At 63.4% G+C, this 16322-nt stretch carries 18 protein-coding genes; 11 read left to right on the top strand and 7 right to left on the bottom strand.

What is annotated here, in order from left to right; translation table 11 throughout:
* The first annotated feature begins 108 nt into the window (after positions 1–108).
* Positions 109–678 (top strand): DUF2721 domain-containing protein, encoded by a 570-nt coding sequence (locus EDF71_RS00750; protein ID WP_133854726.1) that lies wholly within the window; start codon positions 109–111, stop codon positions 676–678.
* Positions 679–688: 10 nt separating this feature from the next.
* Here EDF71_RS00750 and EDF71_RS00745 read toward each other — a convergent pair whose 3' ends face one another.
* Positions 689–1573 carry a LysR substrate-binding domain-containing protein gene (locus EDF71_RS00745; protein ID WP_133854725.1) on the bottom strand — a complete coding sequence of 295 codons (885 nt, stop codon included), beginning with the start codon at positions 1571–1573 and terminating at the stop codon, positions 689–691.
* Positions 1574–1727: 154 nt separating this feature from the next.
* Here EDF71_RS00745 and EDF71_RS00740 point away from each other — a divergent pair, with 154 nt between their 5' ends.
* Together EDF71_RS00740 and EDF71_RS00735 are read left to right on the top strand one after the other, a co-directional pair.
* On the top strand, positions 1728–2213 hold the full coding sequence (locus EDF71_RS00740; protein ID WP_133854724.1) for a CidA/LrgA family protein: 486 nt from the start codon (positions 1728–1730) through the stop codon (positions 2211–2213).
* On the top strand, positions 2210–2953 hold the full coding sequence (locus EDF71_RS00735; RefSeq protein ID WP_133854723.1) for an LrgB family protein: 744 nt from the start codon (positions 2210–2212) through the stop codon (positions 2951–2953). Before EDF71_RS00740 ends, EDF71_RS00735 begins: the two co-directional genes overlap by 4 nt.
* Here EDF71_RS00735 and EDF71_RS00730 read toward each other — a convergent pair.
* From EDF71_RS00730 to EDF71_RS00720, 3 genes are all read right to left on the bottom strand, one after another.
* Positions 2950–4314, bottom strand: a complete 1365-nt coding sequence (locus EDF71_RS00730) for a hypothetical protein (RefSeq protein WP_133854722.1) — start codon at positions 4312–4314, stop codon at positions 2950–2952. The genes EDF71_RS00735 and EDF71_RS00730 overlap by 4 nt on opposite strands.
* A complete protein-coding gene (locus tag EDF71_RS00725; RefSeq protein ID WP_133854721.1) occupies positions 4311–5297 on the bottom strand; it encodes an ABC transporter ATP-binding protein in 987 nt (328 codons plus the stop codon). Before EDF71_RS00725 ends, EDF71_RS00730 begins: the two co-directional genes overlap by 4 nt.
* Positions 5298–5431: 134 nt before the next feature.
* Complete coding sequence (locus EDF71_RS00720) at positions 5432–6334, bottom strand: HTH-type transcriptional regulator ArgP (protein WP_133854720.1); 903 nt, start codon at positions 6332–6334, stop codon at positions 5432–5434.
* Positions 6335–6404: 70 nt separating this feature from the next.
* Between EDF71_RS00720 and EDF71_RS00715 the strand changes: the two genes are divergently transcribed.
* Together EDF71_RS00715 and EDF71_RS00710 are read left to right on the top strand one after the other, a co-directional pair.
* Positions 6405–7067: a LysE family transporter gene (locus EDF71_RS00715; RefSeq protein WP_133854719.1), complete on the top strand. Its 663-nt coding sequence runs from the start codon at positions 6405–6407 to the stop codon at positions 7065–7067.
* A 229-nt stretch (positions 7068–7296) separates the two neighbouring features.
* A complete protein-coding gene (locus EDF71_RS00710) occupies positions 7297–7752 on the top strand; it encodes an ABC transporter substrate-binding protein (protein ID WP_133854718.1) in 456 nt (151 codons plus the stop codon).
* 55 nt (positions 7753–7807) lie between these two features.
* Here EDF71_RS00710 and EDF71_RS00705 read toward each other — a convergent pair whose 3' ends face one another.
* Entirely contained in the window at positions 7808–8074 is a 267-nt protein-coding gene (locus EDF71_RS00705) for a DUF3820 family protein (RefSeq protein WP_133854717.1), read from the bottom strand.
* A gap of 199 nt (positions 8075–8273) precedes the next feature.
* On the opposite strand from EDF71_RS00705, the gene EDF71_RS00700 reads away from it, so the two are divergent.
* Together EDF71_RS00700 and EDF71_RS00695 are read left to right on the top strand one after the other, a co-directional pair.
* Positions 8274–9062 (top strand): MetQ/NlpA family ABC transporter substrate-binding protein, encoded by a 789-nt coding sequence (locus EDF71_RS00700; protein WP_021025165.1) that lies wholly within the window; start codon positions 8274–8276, stop codon positions 9060–9062.
* Positions 9063–9242: 180 nt separating this feature from the next.
* Positions 9243–10544, top strand: coding sequence for a UDP-N-acetylglucosamine 1-carboxyvinyltransferase (locus tag EDF71_RS00695; RefSeq protein WP_133854716.1), 1302 nt, complete (start codon positions 9243–9245; stop codon positions 10542–10544).
* 79 nt (positions 10545–10623) lie between these two features.
* Here the strand turns inward: EDF71_RS00695 and EDF71_RS00690 are convergent, their stop codons facing one another.
* Complete coding sequence (locus EDF71_RS00690; protein ID WP_133854715.1) at positions 10624–11535, bottom strand: DMT family transporter; 912 nt, start codon at positions 11533–11535, stop codon at positions 10624–10626.
* 101 nt (positions 11536–11636) lie between these two features.
* Between EDF71_RS00690 and EDF71_RS00685 the strand changes: the two genes are divergently transcribed.
* Positions 11637–12110, top strand: coding sequence for an Lrp/AsnC family transcriptional regulator (locus EDF71_RS00685; RefSeq protein WP_133854714.1), 474 nt, complete (start codon positions 11637–11639; stop codon positions 12108–12110).
* A gap of 41 nt (positions 12111–12151) precedes the next feature.
* Here the strand turns inward: EDF71_RS00685 and EDF71_RS00680 are convergent, their stop codons facing one another.
* Positions 12152–12874, bottom strand: coding sequence for a hypothetical protein (locus EDF71_RS00680; protein ID WP_133854997.1), 723 nt, complete (start codon positions 12872–12874; stop codon positions 12152–12154).
* A gap of 348 nt (positions 12875–13222) precedes the next feature.
* Here EDF71_RS00680 and thrS point away from each other — a divergent pair, with 348 nt between their 5' ends.
* From thrS to rpmI, 3 genes are all read left to right on the top strand, one after another.
* Positions 13223–15154 carry a threonine--tRNA ligase gene (gene thrS / locus EDF71_RS00675; RefSeq protein ID WP_133854713.1) on the top strand — a complete coding sequence of 644 codons (1932 nt, stop codon included), beginning with the start codon at positions 13223–13225 and terminating at the stop codon, positions 15152–15154.
* Between the two features lie 85 nt (positions 15155–15239).
* Positions 15240–15857, top strand: coding sequence for a translation initiation factor IF-3 (infC, locus tag EDF71_RS00670; protein WP_133854712.1), 618 nt, complete (start codon positions 15240–15242; stop codon positions 15855–15857).
* 245 nt (positions 15858–16102) lie between these two features.
* A complete protein-coding gene (rpmI, locus tag EDF71_RS00665) occupies positions 16103–16306 on the top strand; it encodes a 50S ribosomal protein L35 (protein ID WP_133854711.1) in 204 nt (67 codons plus the stop codon).
* Positions 16307–16322 lie beyond the last annotated feature (16 nt).

The following is a 16322-nucleotide window of genomic DNA, read 5'->3' as shown; positions in this document are numbered from 1 at the left end:
AACGCAGCGGATCGCCCGAGACCGCGTTCAGACCACGGCAGGGAGTTTTGCAGAGGGTCCCTAGCGTGTGCTGCAGCGCAGTTTGTCCACCATCTCTGCACCAACACCATGTCCATCGACGTCAGCAACATCACCCACAGCATCCAGCTGGCTGTGGCTCCCGTTTTCTTTCTCACCGGTGTGGCGGGCATGATCGGCGCCGTCGCCGGCCGGCTGGCGCGCATCATCGACCGGGGCCGCGTGCTGGAAGACCGCATGATGGCCTCCAAGGACGAGGACTATGTGCAGCGCTCCCTGCTGGAGCTGAACTTTCTGCGCCGGCGCGGGCGCCTGGCCAACCTCTGCATCGGCCTGCTGACGCTGTGTGGCGCCTTGATTGCGCTGACCATCATCCTGCTCTTCGTCGGCCAGACCACCAAGACCGAGATCGACGCCACCAGCTGGTCGCTGGCCGCCATGTTCAGCTTTGGCATGGGCGTGGTCAGCTTTGTCTCGGCGCTGTGCTGTTTCATGGTCGAGACCATGATGGCCACCCAGCTGCTGAACTTCCACCCGCTGCGCCAACCGGCCAAGGTGCCTGAGGCGGCACCGGTGGCCGCTGCCAGCAGCCCCGCACCTGCAGCGCGCATCAGCGCAGCTGACCCAGGCCGGCAAGACGGCTTTATGCCCCAGGTCTGAGGCCTTGGGTTTATGCCCGGGCCTGCGGATAGCGCGCCTGGCATAGCGCCAGCCAGGCGCTGGCGGCCTTGGACAGGTTCTGAGGCCGCCAGGTGAGGCCAAAATCATGGCTCAGGGTGGGATCGACCACGGGCAGGCAGCGCACCTGGACCGGGTCAAAGCGGCTGGCCACATGGTCGAACATGATGGCAATGCCGGCATCGGCGGCGACCAGGTCGCCAATCAAATCCCAGTAACGGCTTTGCAGCGCGATCTGCGGCTCAAAGCCCGCCTGCGCGCAGCAGCTCTGCACGCCTTCGTACAGCGCAAAGTCGCTCTCGTACATCACAAAGGGCAGGGCAGCCAGCTCCTGCCAGCGCACCTGGCTTTGCCCCTGGGGCGCGCGCGCATGGGCAAAAACGGCCACGGTATGGTGGGTGTGTATGCGCAGGCTGGCCAAGGGGCTGCCCGCACGCAACAGGCCCATGGCCACATCAATCTCGCCCTCTGCCACCGCTTGTTCCAGCGCCCGGGCGCCGCGCTCATGCAGCTGCAGCTGCACGCCAGGATAGAGTTTGCGGTACTGCGCAAAGATGGGCGCCATGTAGTGGCCCGTGGTGGGGGACACGCCCACGCTGAGCGTGCCGCGCGCGATGCCATCCACCTCGGCCACTTCCTGGCGCAGGCGGCTGGCCTCTTGCAGCAGCGTCTGGCCGCGCTCAAATACCACGCGCCCGGCATCGGTCAGCTGCAGCTTGCGGCCTTCGCGCAGCAGCAGCGGGCCGCCCAGCTCGTCTTCCAGAGCCTTCACCATCTTGCTGATGGTGGGCTGGGTGACATACAGCGCCTCCGCCGCGCGGGTGAAGCTATTGCGGTTGACCACCTCGACAAAGTAGCGCAGCGCTCGCAGGTCCATGGTGAATTCCTATATGGAATGGAATTTATAAAAATAAGTCATTTTACGAATGGTCATGCCATTTTTACAATACGTTTTGTGCAGTGCAGCATGGTGAGGCAAGGGGCCGCACCGCCGCCACTGCCACTGGCCCAAGGGCCAGACTGAGGACGGCATGACAAGCGATAACAGGGTGGCGGGCGAGGGCAGATCCGCAGGCATGGGGCTGCCCCGGCAGGTCCGCCAGGCGGCAGGCACGCTGTGGCAGGTGGCGCTGCTCTGCGCCATCTGGCTGGCGGCCGAGGCACTGCGCAGCCATATGGGCTGGCGTACGCCGGCGGGCCTGATTGGCTTTGCTGCACTGGCGCTGGGACTGTTTAGCCGCGCCGTGCCCGGCCGCTGGCTGGCACAGGGCACGCGCTGGCTGCTGTCGGACATGCTGCTGTTCTTCATCCCGGCGATGCTGGTGGTCGTCAACTATGGCGACCTGGTACGCAGCCAGGGGCTGCGCATTGTGCTGGTGATTGTGCTGAGCACTGCCTGTGTGATGGTGGCCACCGCGTTGGTGGTCGATGCGGTCTACCGGCTGGAGCTGCGCCTGGCCCAGCGCAAGCGCAGCCAGCAGCGTAGCGCCAAGGCCGCTGCGGGAGGGGCGCGATGACTGCCGCGCCTGTCCTCTCGACCGCGTGGTTACCGCTGTGGCCGCTGAGCCATGGCAGCGCCGCGCTGCTGTCACTGCTGCTGACCCTGCTGTGCTACTACCTCAACAAGCGGCTGTACCGGCGCTATCCGCACACGCTGCTGATGCCCATCATCGGCACGCCTCTGGTGCTGGTGGCCGCACTGCTGTTGCTGGGCATTGGCTACGAGGACTACCGCACCCATACCCACTGGCTGGTGTGGCTGCTGGGGCCGACGACCGTCGCCTTTGCGCTGCCGCTGTATGACTACCGCCAGATGGTGCGCAAGCACTGGATGTCGATTTTGGCCGGCGTGCTGGTGGCCAGCACGGTGTCCATCCTGACGTCGGTGTGGCTGGCGCGCTGGCTGGGCCTGTCGCCCTTGCTGCAAAAAGGGCTAGCGATGCGCTCGGTGACCACGCCCTTTGCGGTGGAGGCCGAGCGTGCCATCGGTGGCCCGCTGGACCTGGCTGCCTTGTTTGTGCTGCTCACCGGGGTGACCGGCATGCTGATTGGTGGCCTGGTACTGCGTCTCTTGCCCCGGCTGCGCAGCCGGGTGGCAGCGGGGGCCATGCTGGGCGGATCGGCCCACGGTTCGGGCGTTGCCAAGGCGCAGATGGCCGGTCCCCAGCAAGGTGTGGCCGCCTCGCTGGTGATGATGATTGCCGGCGCTCTCAATGTGCTGGCTGCGCCCTGGATCGGCGCCTGGGTGTTTGGCTAGAGTGCAAACAGGTCGTTGCTGCCCGTGCGTGGGGTGATGGCCTTGAAGCGCCAGACCAGTACCACGGCGAGCACCGCCAGCTGCAGCAGCATGCCGACCCAGGCCAGCCAGCCCAGGGCCGGTGCATGCGCAAAGTTGGACGACAGGCGCGGGTCAAAGGCGCCAAACAGCGGCTCGAACAGCGGCGCCAGGCCCAGCGACCAGAACATGGCCGGCAACAGGGCGCTGAGCACAAACACCACCAGCAAGGTCATGCCCAGCGGCGAGCGGCTGCTTTTGCGCAGTGAGAACACCAGGTAGATGCCGCAGTCGCGCAGCACATGCAGCAGCACCATGAAGGCCAGCGGGCCCAGTTGGCCGCGGTTGGACAGCGGATCGGCATTCCACAGCAAATAGGCCGGCAGCAGCACCGCAAAGGCCATGCACCAGCTGATGGGCCACAGCGGCATGTTCTGCCAAAAGCGCCGCCATTGGCCGTGTTGCGCGCTGTAGAGCAGGGCGCGCCAGCGCTGCGGCACCTGGCTCTCCAGCGCCGCCGCGTAGTAGGTTGCCAGTGCCAGCAGCAGCATGCCGGTCAACGCCCGGCCGGTGCCCGTGGGCACCAGGCCCACCAGCAGCAGGCCGGTGGCCGCATTGCCCAGCGCCCAGGCCCAGGGCGTGGTCGGCACCGACAGCTGCATCGACATGGCCCGCCACAGCGCCAGCAGACCAAGCAGAAGGCTGGCGGCGGCAAAAATCAGCAGCAGTGCGCCCGAGCCCAGTTGCAGACCCCACCAGGCGCCGCCACCGTCACCGCCCAGCAGGCTGCCCAGCCCCACCACCAGGCTGCTGGCCAGTTGCAGCAACAGAAACACCAGCACCACCAGCACCCAGACATTGCGGCTGGTGGCGGGTTTGTTGGGGTCCATGCTGTAGAGGCGGCTGGCCATCATCGCGCAGTGCAGCGCGCAGGCGCCCACGATGCTGAGCACCAGCACCAGGATGGTGTCGGCCAGCTCGCCCAGCCAGAAGCCGCAGAGCAGGGCGGCAGCGCTGCACAGCAGGGCGCCGTACCAGGCGTAGCTGGGGCCGCCCAGCAGCTTGCCCCAGGCCATGCGCCAGGGGCACATCGCGCTCATGCGCTGCTGGTCCCAGGTGCGCTCGTTGAGCTCATCGTTGATGCTGGACAGCGCTGTGAAAGTGCCCACGCAGGCGGCCAGCAGGCCCACCAGGGTGAGGGCGCCCTTGTGCAGGTACAGCAGGGGTTGCTTGCCCTCGATGACAAACACGCAGATGGCCAGCATCAGCAAGATGGCGGGCATCAGCACCAAACGCGCAGGGCTCAGCTCCAGGCTGAGCTGGCGGCGAAATTCCGGATTCATGGCCACTCCTTGGCAAACAGCGCTTGTGGATCAGCAGGTGCTTCCAGGCTTTGCTGGTAGCGCTCCTGCAGGCTGGTGCGCGCCTCCTGGTAGCCCAGCACTTGCGCGCCATGGGCCACCAGCTGTTGCAGCAGCTGCACGCGGGCAGCAGTGTCTTGCGCAGGCATGCCAATCCACAGAATGTGGCTGGCGCTGCCCTCGCGGCCAGCGCGCATGTCCACCAGGCGGTAGCCGGCCAGGGCCAGCTCGGGCTGGGCCAGTGGTGTCGCCAGCTCCAGCTGCATCACCAGCTCGGAAGGCAGGGCGCTGCTGCCGCCCGCGCCTGCCACGGCATTCAAGGGCCCGTGGCTGGTGATGCGGCCCTCGCGGATCGACAGGATATGGCTGCAGTACTCGTCCAGCTCGCTCAGGATGTGGCTGGAGACGACCAGGGTCATGCCCTGGGCCTGCAGCTGGCGGAACAGGGTCGAGAGGCTGCTGCGGGCTTCCGGGTCCAGCCCGCTGGCCGGCTCATCGAGCAGCAGCACCTGGGGCTGGTGGATGATGGCCTGGCCAATGGCGACCCGCTGGCGCTGGCCGCGCGAGAGGCTGCGCGTGGCATTGCCCAGCTTGCTGCTGAGCGCGAGCTGCTCGGCCACGGTATGCACGCGCGCAGTGGCTTCCTTGCGGCTCAGGCCTTGGCTCTCTGCCGCGTACTGCAGGCACTGGGCCACGCTCAGGGTTTCGTAGAGGCCGAAGAAATCCGACAGATAGCCCATGTACTGGTGGGCGCGGCGGGGTTCTTGCTGCACATCGATGCCCGCAACCCGAGTGCTGCCGCTCAACGGCGCCTCCAGCCCGGTAATGCAGCGCAGCAAGGTGGATTTGCCGGCGCCATTGGGGCCCACCAGGGCGGTCACCGTGCCTGCCTCGATCTGCAGGCTGACGCCATGCAGCGCGCGGTGGCCGGGGTAGTCGACGATGAGATCCTGCACCTCAATCATGCTGTGCTCTTTCTAATGAAAACCATGGATACCTCCCTCTGCGGCAGCGCCCCGGTTGCTTATCTGGCGCTGCAACTGCTCGCATCATAGGCGCACAGGCCTGCGCTGTGCTGACAACGCCATGGCAGAAATGCTCAAGCGGCAGGCGTGAGCACGCGGCTGGCTGCGCGCATGACGCAGTCGGTCAGCCGGGCCAGGCTGGCTTGTGCGCTGCGCGGCAGTGCCCAGTACAGCGGCAGGTCCAGCGGAGTATCAGGCACCAGTGGCACCAGGCTGCCACGCGCCAGTTGCTCGGCAATCAGCACCGTGGGGTGCATGCCCCAGCCCATGCCGATCTCGCAGGCCCGCACATAGCCCTGGTTGGACGGCAGAAAATGCCGGGGCCCACTGCCTCTGGGGGCCATGCCCTGGGCTTGCAGCCACTGGTCCTGCAGCCGGTCCTTGCGGTCAAAGGTCATGATGGGCGCCTGGGCCAGGGTCTGGGTGCTGACGCCGTCTGCAAAGTAGCGCGCCATAAAGCCGGGGCTGGCTGCGGCCACATAGCGCATCGTGCCCAGCGGCCAGCTGTTGCAGCCGGGGATCTGGCCGCTGGTGCCGGTCACGGCGCCCAGCACCGCCCCTTCGCGCAGCGCCTGGGCGGTGTGGTCCTGGTCATCGACGCGCAGGTCCAGCAGCTCATTGCCGCTGGCGGTGAACTCGGCCATTGCATCCATGAACCAGGTCGAGAGCGAATCGGCATTCACCGCCAGCTTGATCGTCGGCGCCACCGGCGCATCGGGCAGCAGATCGGGGTTGCTGCGGCGCAGGGCATTTTCCAGCAGGGCCACCTGTTCCAGATGCAGGCACAGGCGCTGGCCGGCCTCGGTGCCCGTGCAGGGGTTGCCGCGCTGTACCAGCACCTGGCCGGTACGCTCTTCCAGCTGCTTGATGCGCTGCGACACCGCCGACGGGGTGACATGGAGTTTCTTGGCGGCGCGCTCAAAGCTGCCCTCGCGCACCACGGCCGCCAGCGCGGCCAGTCCCAGGTAGTCGAGCATTTAGTTTTGCTTCATTTGGCTAAGATTGTTTAATTTTACTTATTTATTGGTGCGCCGCACAATAGCTGCCATGTGGACAACAAGCATGACTTCTACCTGGCTGGCCGGTTTCACCGTCTGCCTTTCCCTGATCGTATCGATCGGCGCGCAAAACCTCTATGTACTGCGCCAGGCCGTGAGCGGTGAGCATGTGCGCGCCTGCGTCGCCTGGTGCGTGTTCAGCGATGCGCTGCTGATCGGCATCGGCGTGGCCGGCATGGCCCAGGTGCTGGGGGATTCGCCCACCTTGGCCTACTACCTGACCTTGGGCGGCGCGCTGTTTTTGCTGGCCTATGGCCTGATGGCGCTGTGGCGTGCCGCGATGCCTGCTGGCGCAGCACCGACTGCCGATGCGGACGGCGCGCCCGCCACGGCGGCCCGGCGTGGCCTGTGGCGTGTGCTGGGGGCGCTGGTCGTCATCACCTTGTTCAACCCCCATGTCTACCTGGATACCGTCGTGCTGGTCGGCTCGATCGGTGCGCGCCAGGATGGCAGCCTGAAATGGATCTTTGTACTGGGTGCTGCCAGCGCCAGCCTGGCCTGGTTTGTGATGCTGGCCAGCGCCGGCCGGCGCCTGCAAACCCTGTTTGCCAAGCCCCAGGCCTGGCGCGTGATGGATGGCTTCACCGGCGTGATGATGCTGGCCCTGGCCTGGTGGGTGTACAGCGGGCTGGCGAGCATAGGCGCTGCCTGATGCGCGCGATTGCTGACGGCGCCCAAGGTCTTGTAGATGCCTCCTGGCCTAGCGCTTGCTCTACAATATTTGTAGCTGCGCGCTACGCATAACGAATAACCAAAGCCGAGCCATACCGCTGCAAGCCGTGCTGCCAAGCACTTGAATTTGCAGCGTTTCCCCTTATGTACCCATGGTAGGCACGCAGGCACCACGCCTGCAGCCCTGGCCTTTTATCTGGAAATTCGTTGTGAACCCCTCTTTTCGCACCTCTGCATCCGTTCTTGCTTTGACCATTGCCGGTCTGGTTCTGCCAGGCCTGGCCCACGCCAAGCGCATGGGTGGCGGTGTCAAGCGCCCAGCAGCTACGCAAAAGGCAGCACCAGCGCCGGCAGCCAAGCCTGCGACGCCAGCCGCCGCTGCACCTGCGGCCGCTCCAGCAGCAGCTGCTGCCCCTGCTGCAGCGGCCCCTGCCGCAGGAGGCTCCGGCATGATGGGCACCATGGGCGCAGCCGCCGTGGGCGCCGTTGCTGGCACGATGGCCGGCAGTGCCATGGCAGGCGCCATGGGCGGTGACAAGGGCAAGGAAGAAGCCGCCGCTAAGGAAGCGGAAGCCAAGAAGGCAGAATCCGAAGCCGCCGCGCTGCAAAAGCAGGCCGATGAAGCCAAGGCTAAGGCCGACGCAGCCCGCTCCGCCGTCAAATAATCAGCGCCGCAATGGCCTGAACCCACCCGCAGCTGCTTGCAGCCTGCGGGTTTTTTTATGGGCGCAGGGGTTGCCCAACTGGCTGCCCGCTCGCTTGCAGGCTGGCGCGCAGCGGGCGCAGCAACTCGCCCAGGCCGTTGTGGTCGATCTCGTGCATCAGTGCCAGCAGCCGGCCCAGATCGCCTTTGGGAAAGCCTTCACGGGCAAACCAGTTCAGGTAGTTGCCAGGCAGGTCGGCAATGGCGCGGCCCTGGTACTTGCCAAAGGGCATCGTCGTGGTGAGCAGGCGCAGCAGCTGATCGGGGTCAAACGGGGTAGACATGGGCGCAAGCATAGCCCGCTCTTCAAGCCCGCAGACTGTAGCGAGCGGGTATTAAGATCAAATTCTTTATAACCAAATCTCTTTATTTTCTTTGAGTGATATGCCAAATAAGGCTAGACTTGCACCATCTTGGTTCAGTCCCATCAAGAGAAATCCAAGTAGTTGCCGGGGCTGGTCTTTCTCATTTGTCAAAAACACCATGTTCAAAAAAACGCTTTCTGTTCTTGCTATTGCGGCCCTGGCCGTGTCTGCCCATGCGGCAGATGTAGTGCTGAAAGTGGCGGCCTCGCCGGTGCCACATGCCGAGATTCTGAATTTCATCAAGCCCAAGCTGAAGGCTGAAGGTGTGGATCTGCAAGTGCGCGAGTTCAGCGACTACATCCAGCCTAACGCGGCCGTGGAAGACAAGCAGCTCGATGCCAACTTCTTCCAGCACCAGCCTTACCTGGACAGCTACAACAAGGACCGCAAGAGCTCGCTGGTGCAAGTGCCCAATGGCAAGGTGCATGTGGAGCCCTTTGGCGCCTACTCCAGCAAGATCAAGAACATCAAGGACTTGAAGGACGGCGCCACCGTGGCCATCCCCAATGACCCCTCCAACGGCGGCCGCGCCTTGCTGCTGCTGCAAAAGCACGGTCTGATCGAGCTCAAGGACGCCTCCAAGCTGACCTCCACCCCGCTGGACATCGCCAAGAACCCCAAGAAGCTGAAGTTCAAGGAATTGGAAGCGCCTTTGCTGCCACGCGCGCTGGGTGATGTGGATCTGGCCCTGATCAACACCAACTATGCGATCGAAGCCAAGCTCAACCCCACCAAGGATGCGCTGTTCATCGAAGGTGCTGATTCGCCCTACACCAACATCATTGCCGCCCGTGCTGACCGCGCCAATGACGAGGCGATTGCCAAGCTGACCCGCGCGCTGCATGGCGACGATGTGAAGAAATTCATCCTGGAAAAGTACAAGGGCGCCGTGGTTCCCGCGTTCTGATCGGCTAGCAAGCTGCCCTAGCAGGGCCTAGCAGCATCCCGCATATTTTGTTGACGGGTATTTACAAAAGGCACTCCCACCGAGTGCCTTTTGTTGTTTTTGACGCTGTAACATGCAGGGTCAGCCCGGATAGCGCACACTGCCCCGGGCCACTCAAGAATTCGCGACCTCCCCCCATCCATGTCCAAACTCATCGTGCACGGCGGCACCCCTTTGCAGGGCCGCATCATTCCCTCGTCCAACAAGAATGCCGTTTTGCCTGTGCTGTGCGCCACGTTGTTGACGGCGCAGCCTCTGGTGCTCCATGGCGTTCCGGACATCACCGATGTGCGCAAGATCCTGGACATCTTCGGCAAGCTCGGCTCCAGCGTGCAGATGGACTACGCCAGCGGCGTGCTCAAGCTGCACCACCGCGATACCCACTTTGATGCCTGCAAGCACCACCTGCCCGAGGAGATGCGCTCGTCCATCATGCTGGTGCCGCCGCTGCTGGCCCGCTTTGGCGTGGCGCGGCTGGAGGACAACGTCAAGGGCTGCACCCTGGGTGTGCGCGAGATCGATCCGCATATCGAGGTGTTCCGCCGCTTTGGCGGCCGGGTGGAGCATGGCGAGGGTTCGCTGATCGTGCGCTGCGATGGCCCGCTGCAGGCCACCCAGCACTGGCTGGACTACGCCTCGGTCACCACCACCGAGAACTTTGTGCTGTGCGCCGCTACCGGCAAGGGCAGCTCGGTGCTGACCAATGCCGCCTGCGAGCCGCATGTGCAGGAGTTCTGCCGCTTTATGGTGATGCTGGGCGCCAAGATCGAGGGCATCGGCACCTCGCGCCTGACGGTGCATGGCGTCGAGCAACTGGGCGGCGGCGAGTTCCACTTCGAGGAAGACTTCCACGAGATCACCACCTTCCTGGCGCTGGGCGCGATCACCGGCGGCGATGTGCAGGTGCGCAACCGCACGCCCGACAACTTCCCGCTGATCGACCGCACCTTTGCCAAGTTTGGCGTGCAGATCGAACACAAGGACGGCTGGTCGCGTGCCATCCGCAAGGGCCCGCTCAAGGTCGAGACGCCGTTTACCCGCAATGTGCTTACCAAGGTCGAGGCCGCGCCCTGGCCTTATTTCCCGGTCGATCTGCTGCCGATCTTCATCGCGCTGGGCGTGCGTGCCGAAGGCAATGCGATGTTCTGGAACAAGGTCTATGATGGCGCGCTGGGTTGGACGGGTGAGCTGTCCAAGTTCGGCGCCCATGTGTTCTCGTCCGATCCGCACCGCATCGTCACCCTGGGTGGCAACCCGCTGAGCCCTGCTGTCGTGGAGAGCCCCTACATCATCCGCGTGGCGATTGCCTTGTTCATGGTGGCCGCCAGCATCGAAGGCCGCTCCGAGATCCGCAATGCCGCGCCCATCAAGCGCGCACATCCGCGCTTTGTAGAGAACCTGCAGAGCCTGGGCGCCAAGGTGGAGTGGGCGGGCGAGAACTAAGCCTTCTGCCACGTACGCATAAAAAAGCGCTTGCCGTCTCTGCGGCAGGCGCTTTTTGCATGGCCGGTTGGGGCTGCAATCAGGCGACGGCCTGCCCCTCCGGTTTGGGTGCTGCGGCCTGCGGCGGTGCAGAAGGCTTGGCCGTCAGCGCGCTACCCATTGCGGCCACCATGATCAGGCCAATGGCGGACCACTGGGTGGCGGTCAGCAGCTCGCCCAACACCAGCATGCCGGCGATGGCGGCAATGGCGGGCTCGGTTGCGAGCATGGTGGAGAAGGCGCCCGAGCTCAGGCGTTTGAGTGCAAACATCTCCAAGTTGTAGGGAATGGCGCTGGAGACGGCGGCTACCGCCAGCCCATAGAGCAGGATGGAGGGTTGCAGCAGCTTGGCGCCCGCCTCGGCAATGCCAAAGGGCACCACCACGATGGCGGCAGTCAGCAGCGCCAGCGACACCACCATGCCGCCATGCATATGGCCGGCGCGCTTGCCCAGCACGATATAGCCGGCCCAGCAGGCCGAGGCCATGATCGCAAAGCACAGGCCCACCGGATCGAGCGCGGCGGTCTGTACGCCAAACATCGGCAGTACCAGCAGCAGGAACAGGCCCAGCGCAGCCAGCCCCAGCCAGACCAGGTCCAGCACGCGGCGCGAGGTCCAGACCGCCACCGACAGCGGGCCGACAAACTCGATGGCCACCGTCACGCCAAAGGGCAGGCGCTTGATGGCCATGTAGAACAGCAGGTTCATCAGGCCCAGCACCACGCCAAAGATCGCAATCTGCCCCAGGTGCGCCTTGGTGGGCCCAAAGCGCCAGGGGCGCCAGATAAGCAGCAGCAACAGCGCGGAAAAGCCCACGCGCAAGGCGGTGGTGCCCTGGGCGCCGACGACCGGGAACAGGTGTTTGGCAAAGCTGGTGCCCAGGCACAGCGCACTGACTGAGCCCAACACCGCCAAGGAGGGCAGCAGGCGCTGCCAGAGAGAATCTTGCATGGCCGAGATAATATTGCAGCTGAGCGAAGTAAATTGCTCGAAAAATCGGTGCCAAATGCAAGTTTCGCTCTTGCTGTGCGCTTCTCCTCCAGGCCCTTGCGATGAATGTTGAACTCGATGTCTTCGACCTGGCCATTCTGGCCATCCTGCAGCGCGACAACCTGCGGCCCCAGCGCGAGGTGGCCGAGCAGGTGAACCTGTCGCCCGCTGCCGTGCAGCGCCGCATTCGCCGCTTGCAGGACAGCGGGGTCATCGCCGCCAATACCGCCTTGCTCAACCCGGAAGCCGTGGGCCGGCCGCTGACCATCTTTATCGAGGTGCAACTGGTCAATGAGCTGGATGCGCTGACCCTGGGCTTTCGTGCCCGGGTGGCGGCCGAGCCCGCCGTGCAGCAGTGCTATATGGTCACCGGCCAGACCGATTACCTGCTGGTGGTGACGGCCCGCGACATGCAGGAGTACCAGGCCATCACCCAGCGGCTGTTTGATGGCGACCAGAATATCCAGCGCTTCAACACTTCGATCGCGCTGGCCACGCTCAAGCGCAGCCTGCATTTGCCGCTGCCTGCGCGCTGAATCAACTGGTTGGGGAAAGCAGGGGGGGGCGGTGGGTGCCGTTAATGCGCCACCGCTTGCACCGGCAGGAACTGCAGCAGGCTGCCGCCGGCCAGACCCTGCACATAGCCAATCACCGCGCGCCGGTATTTCTCGGACACGACATCGGCCATCAGGTCATTGCGGGCAATCATCTTGCCAAATTCGCGCTCAAAGCTCAGGTTGCGTTCGTTGGCATTGAGCTCATTGCTCAGCAGCATGGCCTGGCCATTGCCCAGTTTGCGGTGGGTGAGCATCCAGTTGGCAATCTCCAGATTGCGCGAGGCGTTGTAGACCGACTGGGCATCGAGCCCATGGATCAAGTAGAAGGTGGTGCGGCCGCCGTAGGCGGTGATCAGCATGTCGGCCGTGGCCCAGGTGAAGGCGGCGACCCGGTCGCCGGCAAATTCGGGCGCCAGGGCCATGCTCATGCCGGCAATGTCGCGCTGATCCAATAGATCCGGCCAGGGTTGCTGGTTTTCTATCGCCTCGCGCACCGCCTTCATAGCCGCTTCGCGGTTGTCAAAACCGCCCTTGCGCCATTCCTGCGGATTGCGGCGGTAGAGCTTGTCCATCAACACATACAGGCTTTGCAGATTGGCGCGCATGCTCAAGGTGGCCATGCGGTTCACATCGGACTGGCCCCATTCCTGGGCCTGCATATCGCGTTCGGGGACTTTGCCACGGGTGGGAGGGGTGCTGGAGCAGCCCCCTTGCAGCAATAACGCAGCCAGGCAGGCGGACATTCCAACAGATCGGGCGTAGCGATAGGGCATATCTAATCGTCAAGGTCTGCTATCGTTTTGATTATGGCAAGCCTGTTGGCGACTGGATTGCGGGAAGACCAGCAGATTGCATCAGAATGTGGGAAAATGACAGTCGTTTTAGATTTCATCCACTGGTAAGAGCGAGAAAGGCAACATCGGTTATGACACCGCGAACTACAACCACTTGGGGTTTGACTGGCCAATAAGGCCGGTGGTTCGCGCCTGTACGACGATTTCGTCTCCTCACACCAAAGCGCGGACAAGCTCCGCGCTTTTTGCTTTTCTGGGCAGCGCGGCTCTGTACAGCACGATTATTTAGGATTTCTCATGGTTCAAATTACGCTTCCCGATGGCTCCAAGCGCGACTATCCGGGCCCCGTGTCGGTGGCCGAGGTCGCTGCATCGATTGGCGCCGGCCTGGCCAAGGCCGCGCTGGCTGGCAAGGTGGGTCTGGGCGACAACGCCAAGGTGGTGGACACCAGCTTTGTCATCGACCGCGACATGCCGCTGTCCATCGTGACGGCCAAGGACGCTGACGGCCTGGAAGTGATCCGCCACTCCACCGCCCACTTGCTGGCCTACGCCGTCAAGGAACTGTTCCCTGAAGCCCAGGTGACCATCGGTCCGGTGATCGACAACGGTTTCTACTACGACTTCGCCTACAAGCGCCCCTTCACACCCGAAGACCTGGTGGCGATTGAAAAGCGCATGACCGAGCTGGCCAACAAGGACGAGGCCGTTGTGCGCCGCGTGCTGCCGCGTGACGAAGCCGTGGCCTACTTCAAGGGACTGGGTGAGAACTACAAGGCCGAGATCATTGCCTCCATCCCCAGCAATGAAGATGTGAGCCTGTACCGCGAAGGCGCGTTCGAAGACCTGTGCCGTGGCCCCCACGTGCCCAGCACCGGCAAGCTCAAGCACTTCAAGCTGATGAAGGTGGCGGGCGCCTACTGGCGCGGCGACCACAACAACGAGATGCTGCAACGCATCTACGGCACGGCCTGGGCCAGCAAGGACGATCTGCAGCAGTACCTGACGATGCTGGAAGAGGCCGAAAAGCGCGACCACCGCAAGCTGGGCCGCGAACTCGACCTGTTCCACATCGACGAGCACTCGCCTGGCACCGTGTTCTGGCACCCCAAGGGCTGGTCGATCTGGCAAGAGGTGGAGCAGTACATGCGCAAGGTGTACCGCGACAACGGCTACCAGGAGGTGAAGGGCCCGCAGATCCTGGACAAGACACTGTGGGAGAAGACCGGCCACTGGGACAAGTACCGCGAGAACATGTTCACGACCGAGTCGGAAAAGCGCGAGTACGCACTCAAGCCGATGAACTGCCCCGGCCACATCCTCATCTACAAACAAGGCATCAAGAGCTACCGCGATCTGCCACTGCGCTTTGGTGAGTTCGGCGCCTGCCACCGCAATGAGCCCACCGGCTCGCTGCACGGCATCATGCGCGTGCGTGCCTTCACGCAGGATGACGGCCACATCTTCTGCCTGCCCGAGCAGATCCAGGCCGAGGTGACCGCGTTCACCGCGCTGCTGCAAAAGGTCTATGCCGACTTTGGCTTTACCAACATCCTCTACCGCCTGTCGACCCGCCCTGAAAAGCGCATCGGCACCGACGAGAGCTGGGATGCGGCCGAAGCAGCGCTGGCCGAAGGCCTGCGTGCCTCGGGTTGCGAGTTTGAATACCTGCCGGGTGAGGGCGCCTTCTACGGCCCCAAGATCGAGTACACCCTGAAGGACGCACTGGGCCGTGAATGGCAGTGCGGCACCATCCAGGTCGACCCGAACCTGCCCGAGCGCCTCGATGCCGAGTTCGTCGGCGAAGACGGCGAGCGCCACCGCCCGATCATGCTGCACCGTGCGATCGTGGGATCGCTGGAGCGCTTCATCGGCATCCTGATCGAGCAGCACGCTGGCGCGCTGCCCGCCTGGCTGGCGCCCACGCAAATCGCGGTGCTCAACATCACCGACGCGCAAGGCGCCTACGTGCAGGAAGTGGCCGACAAACTGCGTAAGGCCTTGCCGTTCCAAGGGCTGCGTGTGGTTACCGATCTGCGCAACGAGAAGATTACGTATAAAATACGGGAGCATTCGTTGCAAAAGCTGCCCTATATTCTTGTCGCCGGCGACAAGGAAAAGGCAGCCGGAGCCGTAGCAGTGCGCGCCCGGGGCGGTAAAGACCTCGGTGTGATGTCCGTTGATGCATTCGTCGAACTGATTGCCCAGGACATCGCCGCTAAAGCCTAACAAGCCTACCCAGGCGCTGAAAAGCTTTGGACAGCGTGGACTGCATAAATAGCAGCTACGCTGTCGTAGCTTTTAAATTTTTAGGGTGAAAGCCATAGCTACTGAATTCCGTGATCGCCGCCACCGCGAAGAACGCAAACACCGCCTGAATCGTGAGATTCAGGCACAAGAAGTGCGTCTGTCCGGTCCTGATAATGAACCCCTGGGCATCGTGCCGCTGATGGAAGCGCTGCGCATGGCCGGAGAGCTGGACGTTGACCTGGTCGAGATCGTCGCCACGGCCACGCCTCCGGTTTGCCGCCTGATGGACTACGGCAAGTTCAAGTATCTGGAGCAGAAGAAGGCGGCCGAGGCCAAGGCCAAGCAAACCGTCATCGAAATCAAGGAAATCAAGTTCCGTCCTGGTACTGATGATGGCGACTACAACGTCAAGATGCGCAACATCAAGCGCTTCCTGGCTGAAGGCGACAAGGTCAAGGTGACCCTGCGCTTCCGTGGTCGTGAAATCACCCACCAGAACCTGGGCATGGACCTGCTCAACCGCATCCGCGACGAGCTGGCCGACCTGATCCAGGTCGAGCAGTTCCCCAAGCTGGAAGGCCGCCAGATGATCATGATGATCGCTCCGGCGCGCAAGAAGCCCGGTGGCGCTGCTGCTGGCAAGCCGGTGGAGGGTAATTCCTCCCCAGTAGCCACAGCTTAAAGAAGCGGTTAGAATACCGGATTACCGACAAGCGGCTTAGGCCGCTTTCGGTTTTTAGCAGGGTAGCAGCAGTGCTTGCCTGAGTCCGGGGTTTCGGCCCTGGTGCCTCAGCTGGGTGCCGTCAACACTCTGCGCATTGATAGAGTAGATCTGATCTAGGTCTGTCACAAAAGTGGCTCGGGGCCATAACAAGTTCCATCATGGCGATGGAACGCCTCACGAGCACAAACATAAGGAGCATTCACATGCCCAAAATGAAGACCAAAAGCAGCGCGAAGAAGCGTTTTCGCGTTCGTCCAGGTGGCACCGTCAAGCGCGGTCAAGCCTTCAAGCGTCACATCTTGACCAAGAAGACCACCAAGAACAAGCGCCATCTGCGTGGTGCAACCGCTGTGCATGAGACCAACATGGGTCACGTCGCACAAATGTTGCCCGGCATGGGCCTGTAATTCACTGACGAACTAG

The organism is Comamonas sp. JUb58, from assembly GCF_004364775.1.
GTDB lineage: Bacteria > Pseudomonadota > Gammaproteobacteria > Burkholderiales > Burkholderiaceae_C > Comamonas.
Note: the sequence above shows the minus strand (reverse complement) of the source record. Positions and strands in the feature narration are given on the sequence as shown.

Excerpts from the sequence above, each read along its gene's own strand:
- EDF71_RS00750 (WP_133854726.1), top strand. The coding sequence starts at position 109 with ATGTCCATCGACGTCAGCAACATCACCCACAGCATCCAGCTGGCTGTG.
- EDF71_RS00745 (WP_133854725.1), bottom strand. The coding sequence starts at position 1,573 with ATGGACCTGCGAGCGCTGCGCTACTTTGTCGAGGTGGTCAACCGCAAT.
- EDF71_RS00740 (WP_133854724.1), top strand. The coding sequence starts at position 1,728 with ATGACAAGCGATAACAGGGTGGCGGGCGAGGGCAGATCCGCAGGCATG.
- EDF71_RS00735 (WP_133854723.1), top strand. The coding sequence starts at position 2,210 with ATGACTGCCGCGCCTGTCCTCTCGACCGCGTGGTTACCGCTGTGGCCG.
- EDF71_RS00730 (WP_133854722.1), bottom strand. The coding sequence starts at position 4,314 with ATGAATCCGGAATTTCGCCGCCAGCTCAGCCTGGAGCTGAGCCCTGCG.
- EDF71_RS00725 (WP_133854721.1), bottom strand. The coding sequence starts at position 5,297 with ATGATTGAGGTGCAGGATCTCATCGTCGACTACCCCGGCCACCGCGCG.
- EDF71_RS00720 (WP_133854720.1), bottom strand. The coding sequence starts at position 6,334 with ATGCTCGACTACCTGGGACTGGCCGCGCTGGCGGCCGTGGTGCGCGAG.
- EDF71_RS00715 (WP_133854719.1), top strand. The coding sequence starts at position 6,405 with ATGTGGACAACAAGCATGACTTCTACCTGGCTGGCCGGTTTCACCGTC.
- EDF71_RS00705 (WP_133854717.1), bottom strand. The coding sequence starts at position 8,074 with ATGTCTACCCCGTTTGACCCCGATCAGCTGCTGCGCCTGCTCACCACG.
- EDF71_RS00700 (WP_021025165.1), top strand. The coding sequence starts at position 8,274 with ATGTTCAAAAAAACGCTTTCTGTTCTTGCTATTGCGGCCCTGGCCGTG.
- EDF71_RS00695 (WP_133854716.1), top strand. The coding sequence starts at position 9,243 with ATGTCCAAACTCATCGTGCACGGCGGCACCCCTTTGCAGGGCCGCATC.
- EDF71_RS00690 (WP_133854715.1), bottom strand. The coding sequence starts at position 11,535 with ATGCAAGATTCTCTCTGGCAGCGCCTGCTGCCCTCCTTGGCGGTGTTG.
- EDF71_RS00685 (WP_133854714.1), top strand. The coding sequence starts at position 11,637 with ATGAATGTTGAACTCGATGTCTTCGACCTGGCCATTCTGGCCATCCTG.
- EDF71_RS00680 (WP_133854997.1), bottom strand. The coding sequence starts at position 12,874 with ATGTCCGCCTGCCTGGCTGCGTTATTGCTGCAAGGGGGCTGCTCCAGC.
- thrS (WP_133854713.1), top strand. The coding sequence starts at position 13,223 with ATGGTTCAAATTACGCTTCCCGATGGCTCCAAGCGCGACTATCCGGGC.
- rpmI (WP_133854711.1), top strand. The coding sequence starts at position 16,103 with ATGCCCAAAATGAAGACCAAAAGCAGCGCGAAGAAGCGTTTTCGCGTT.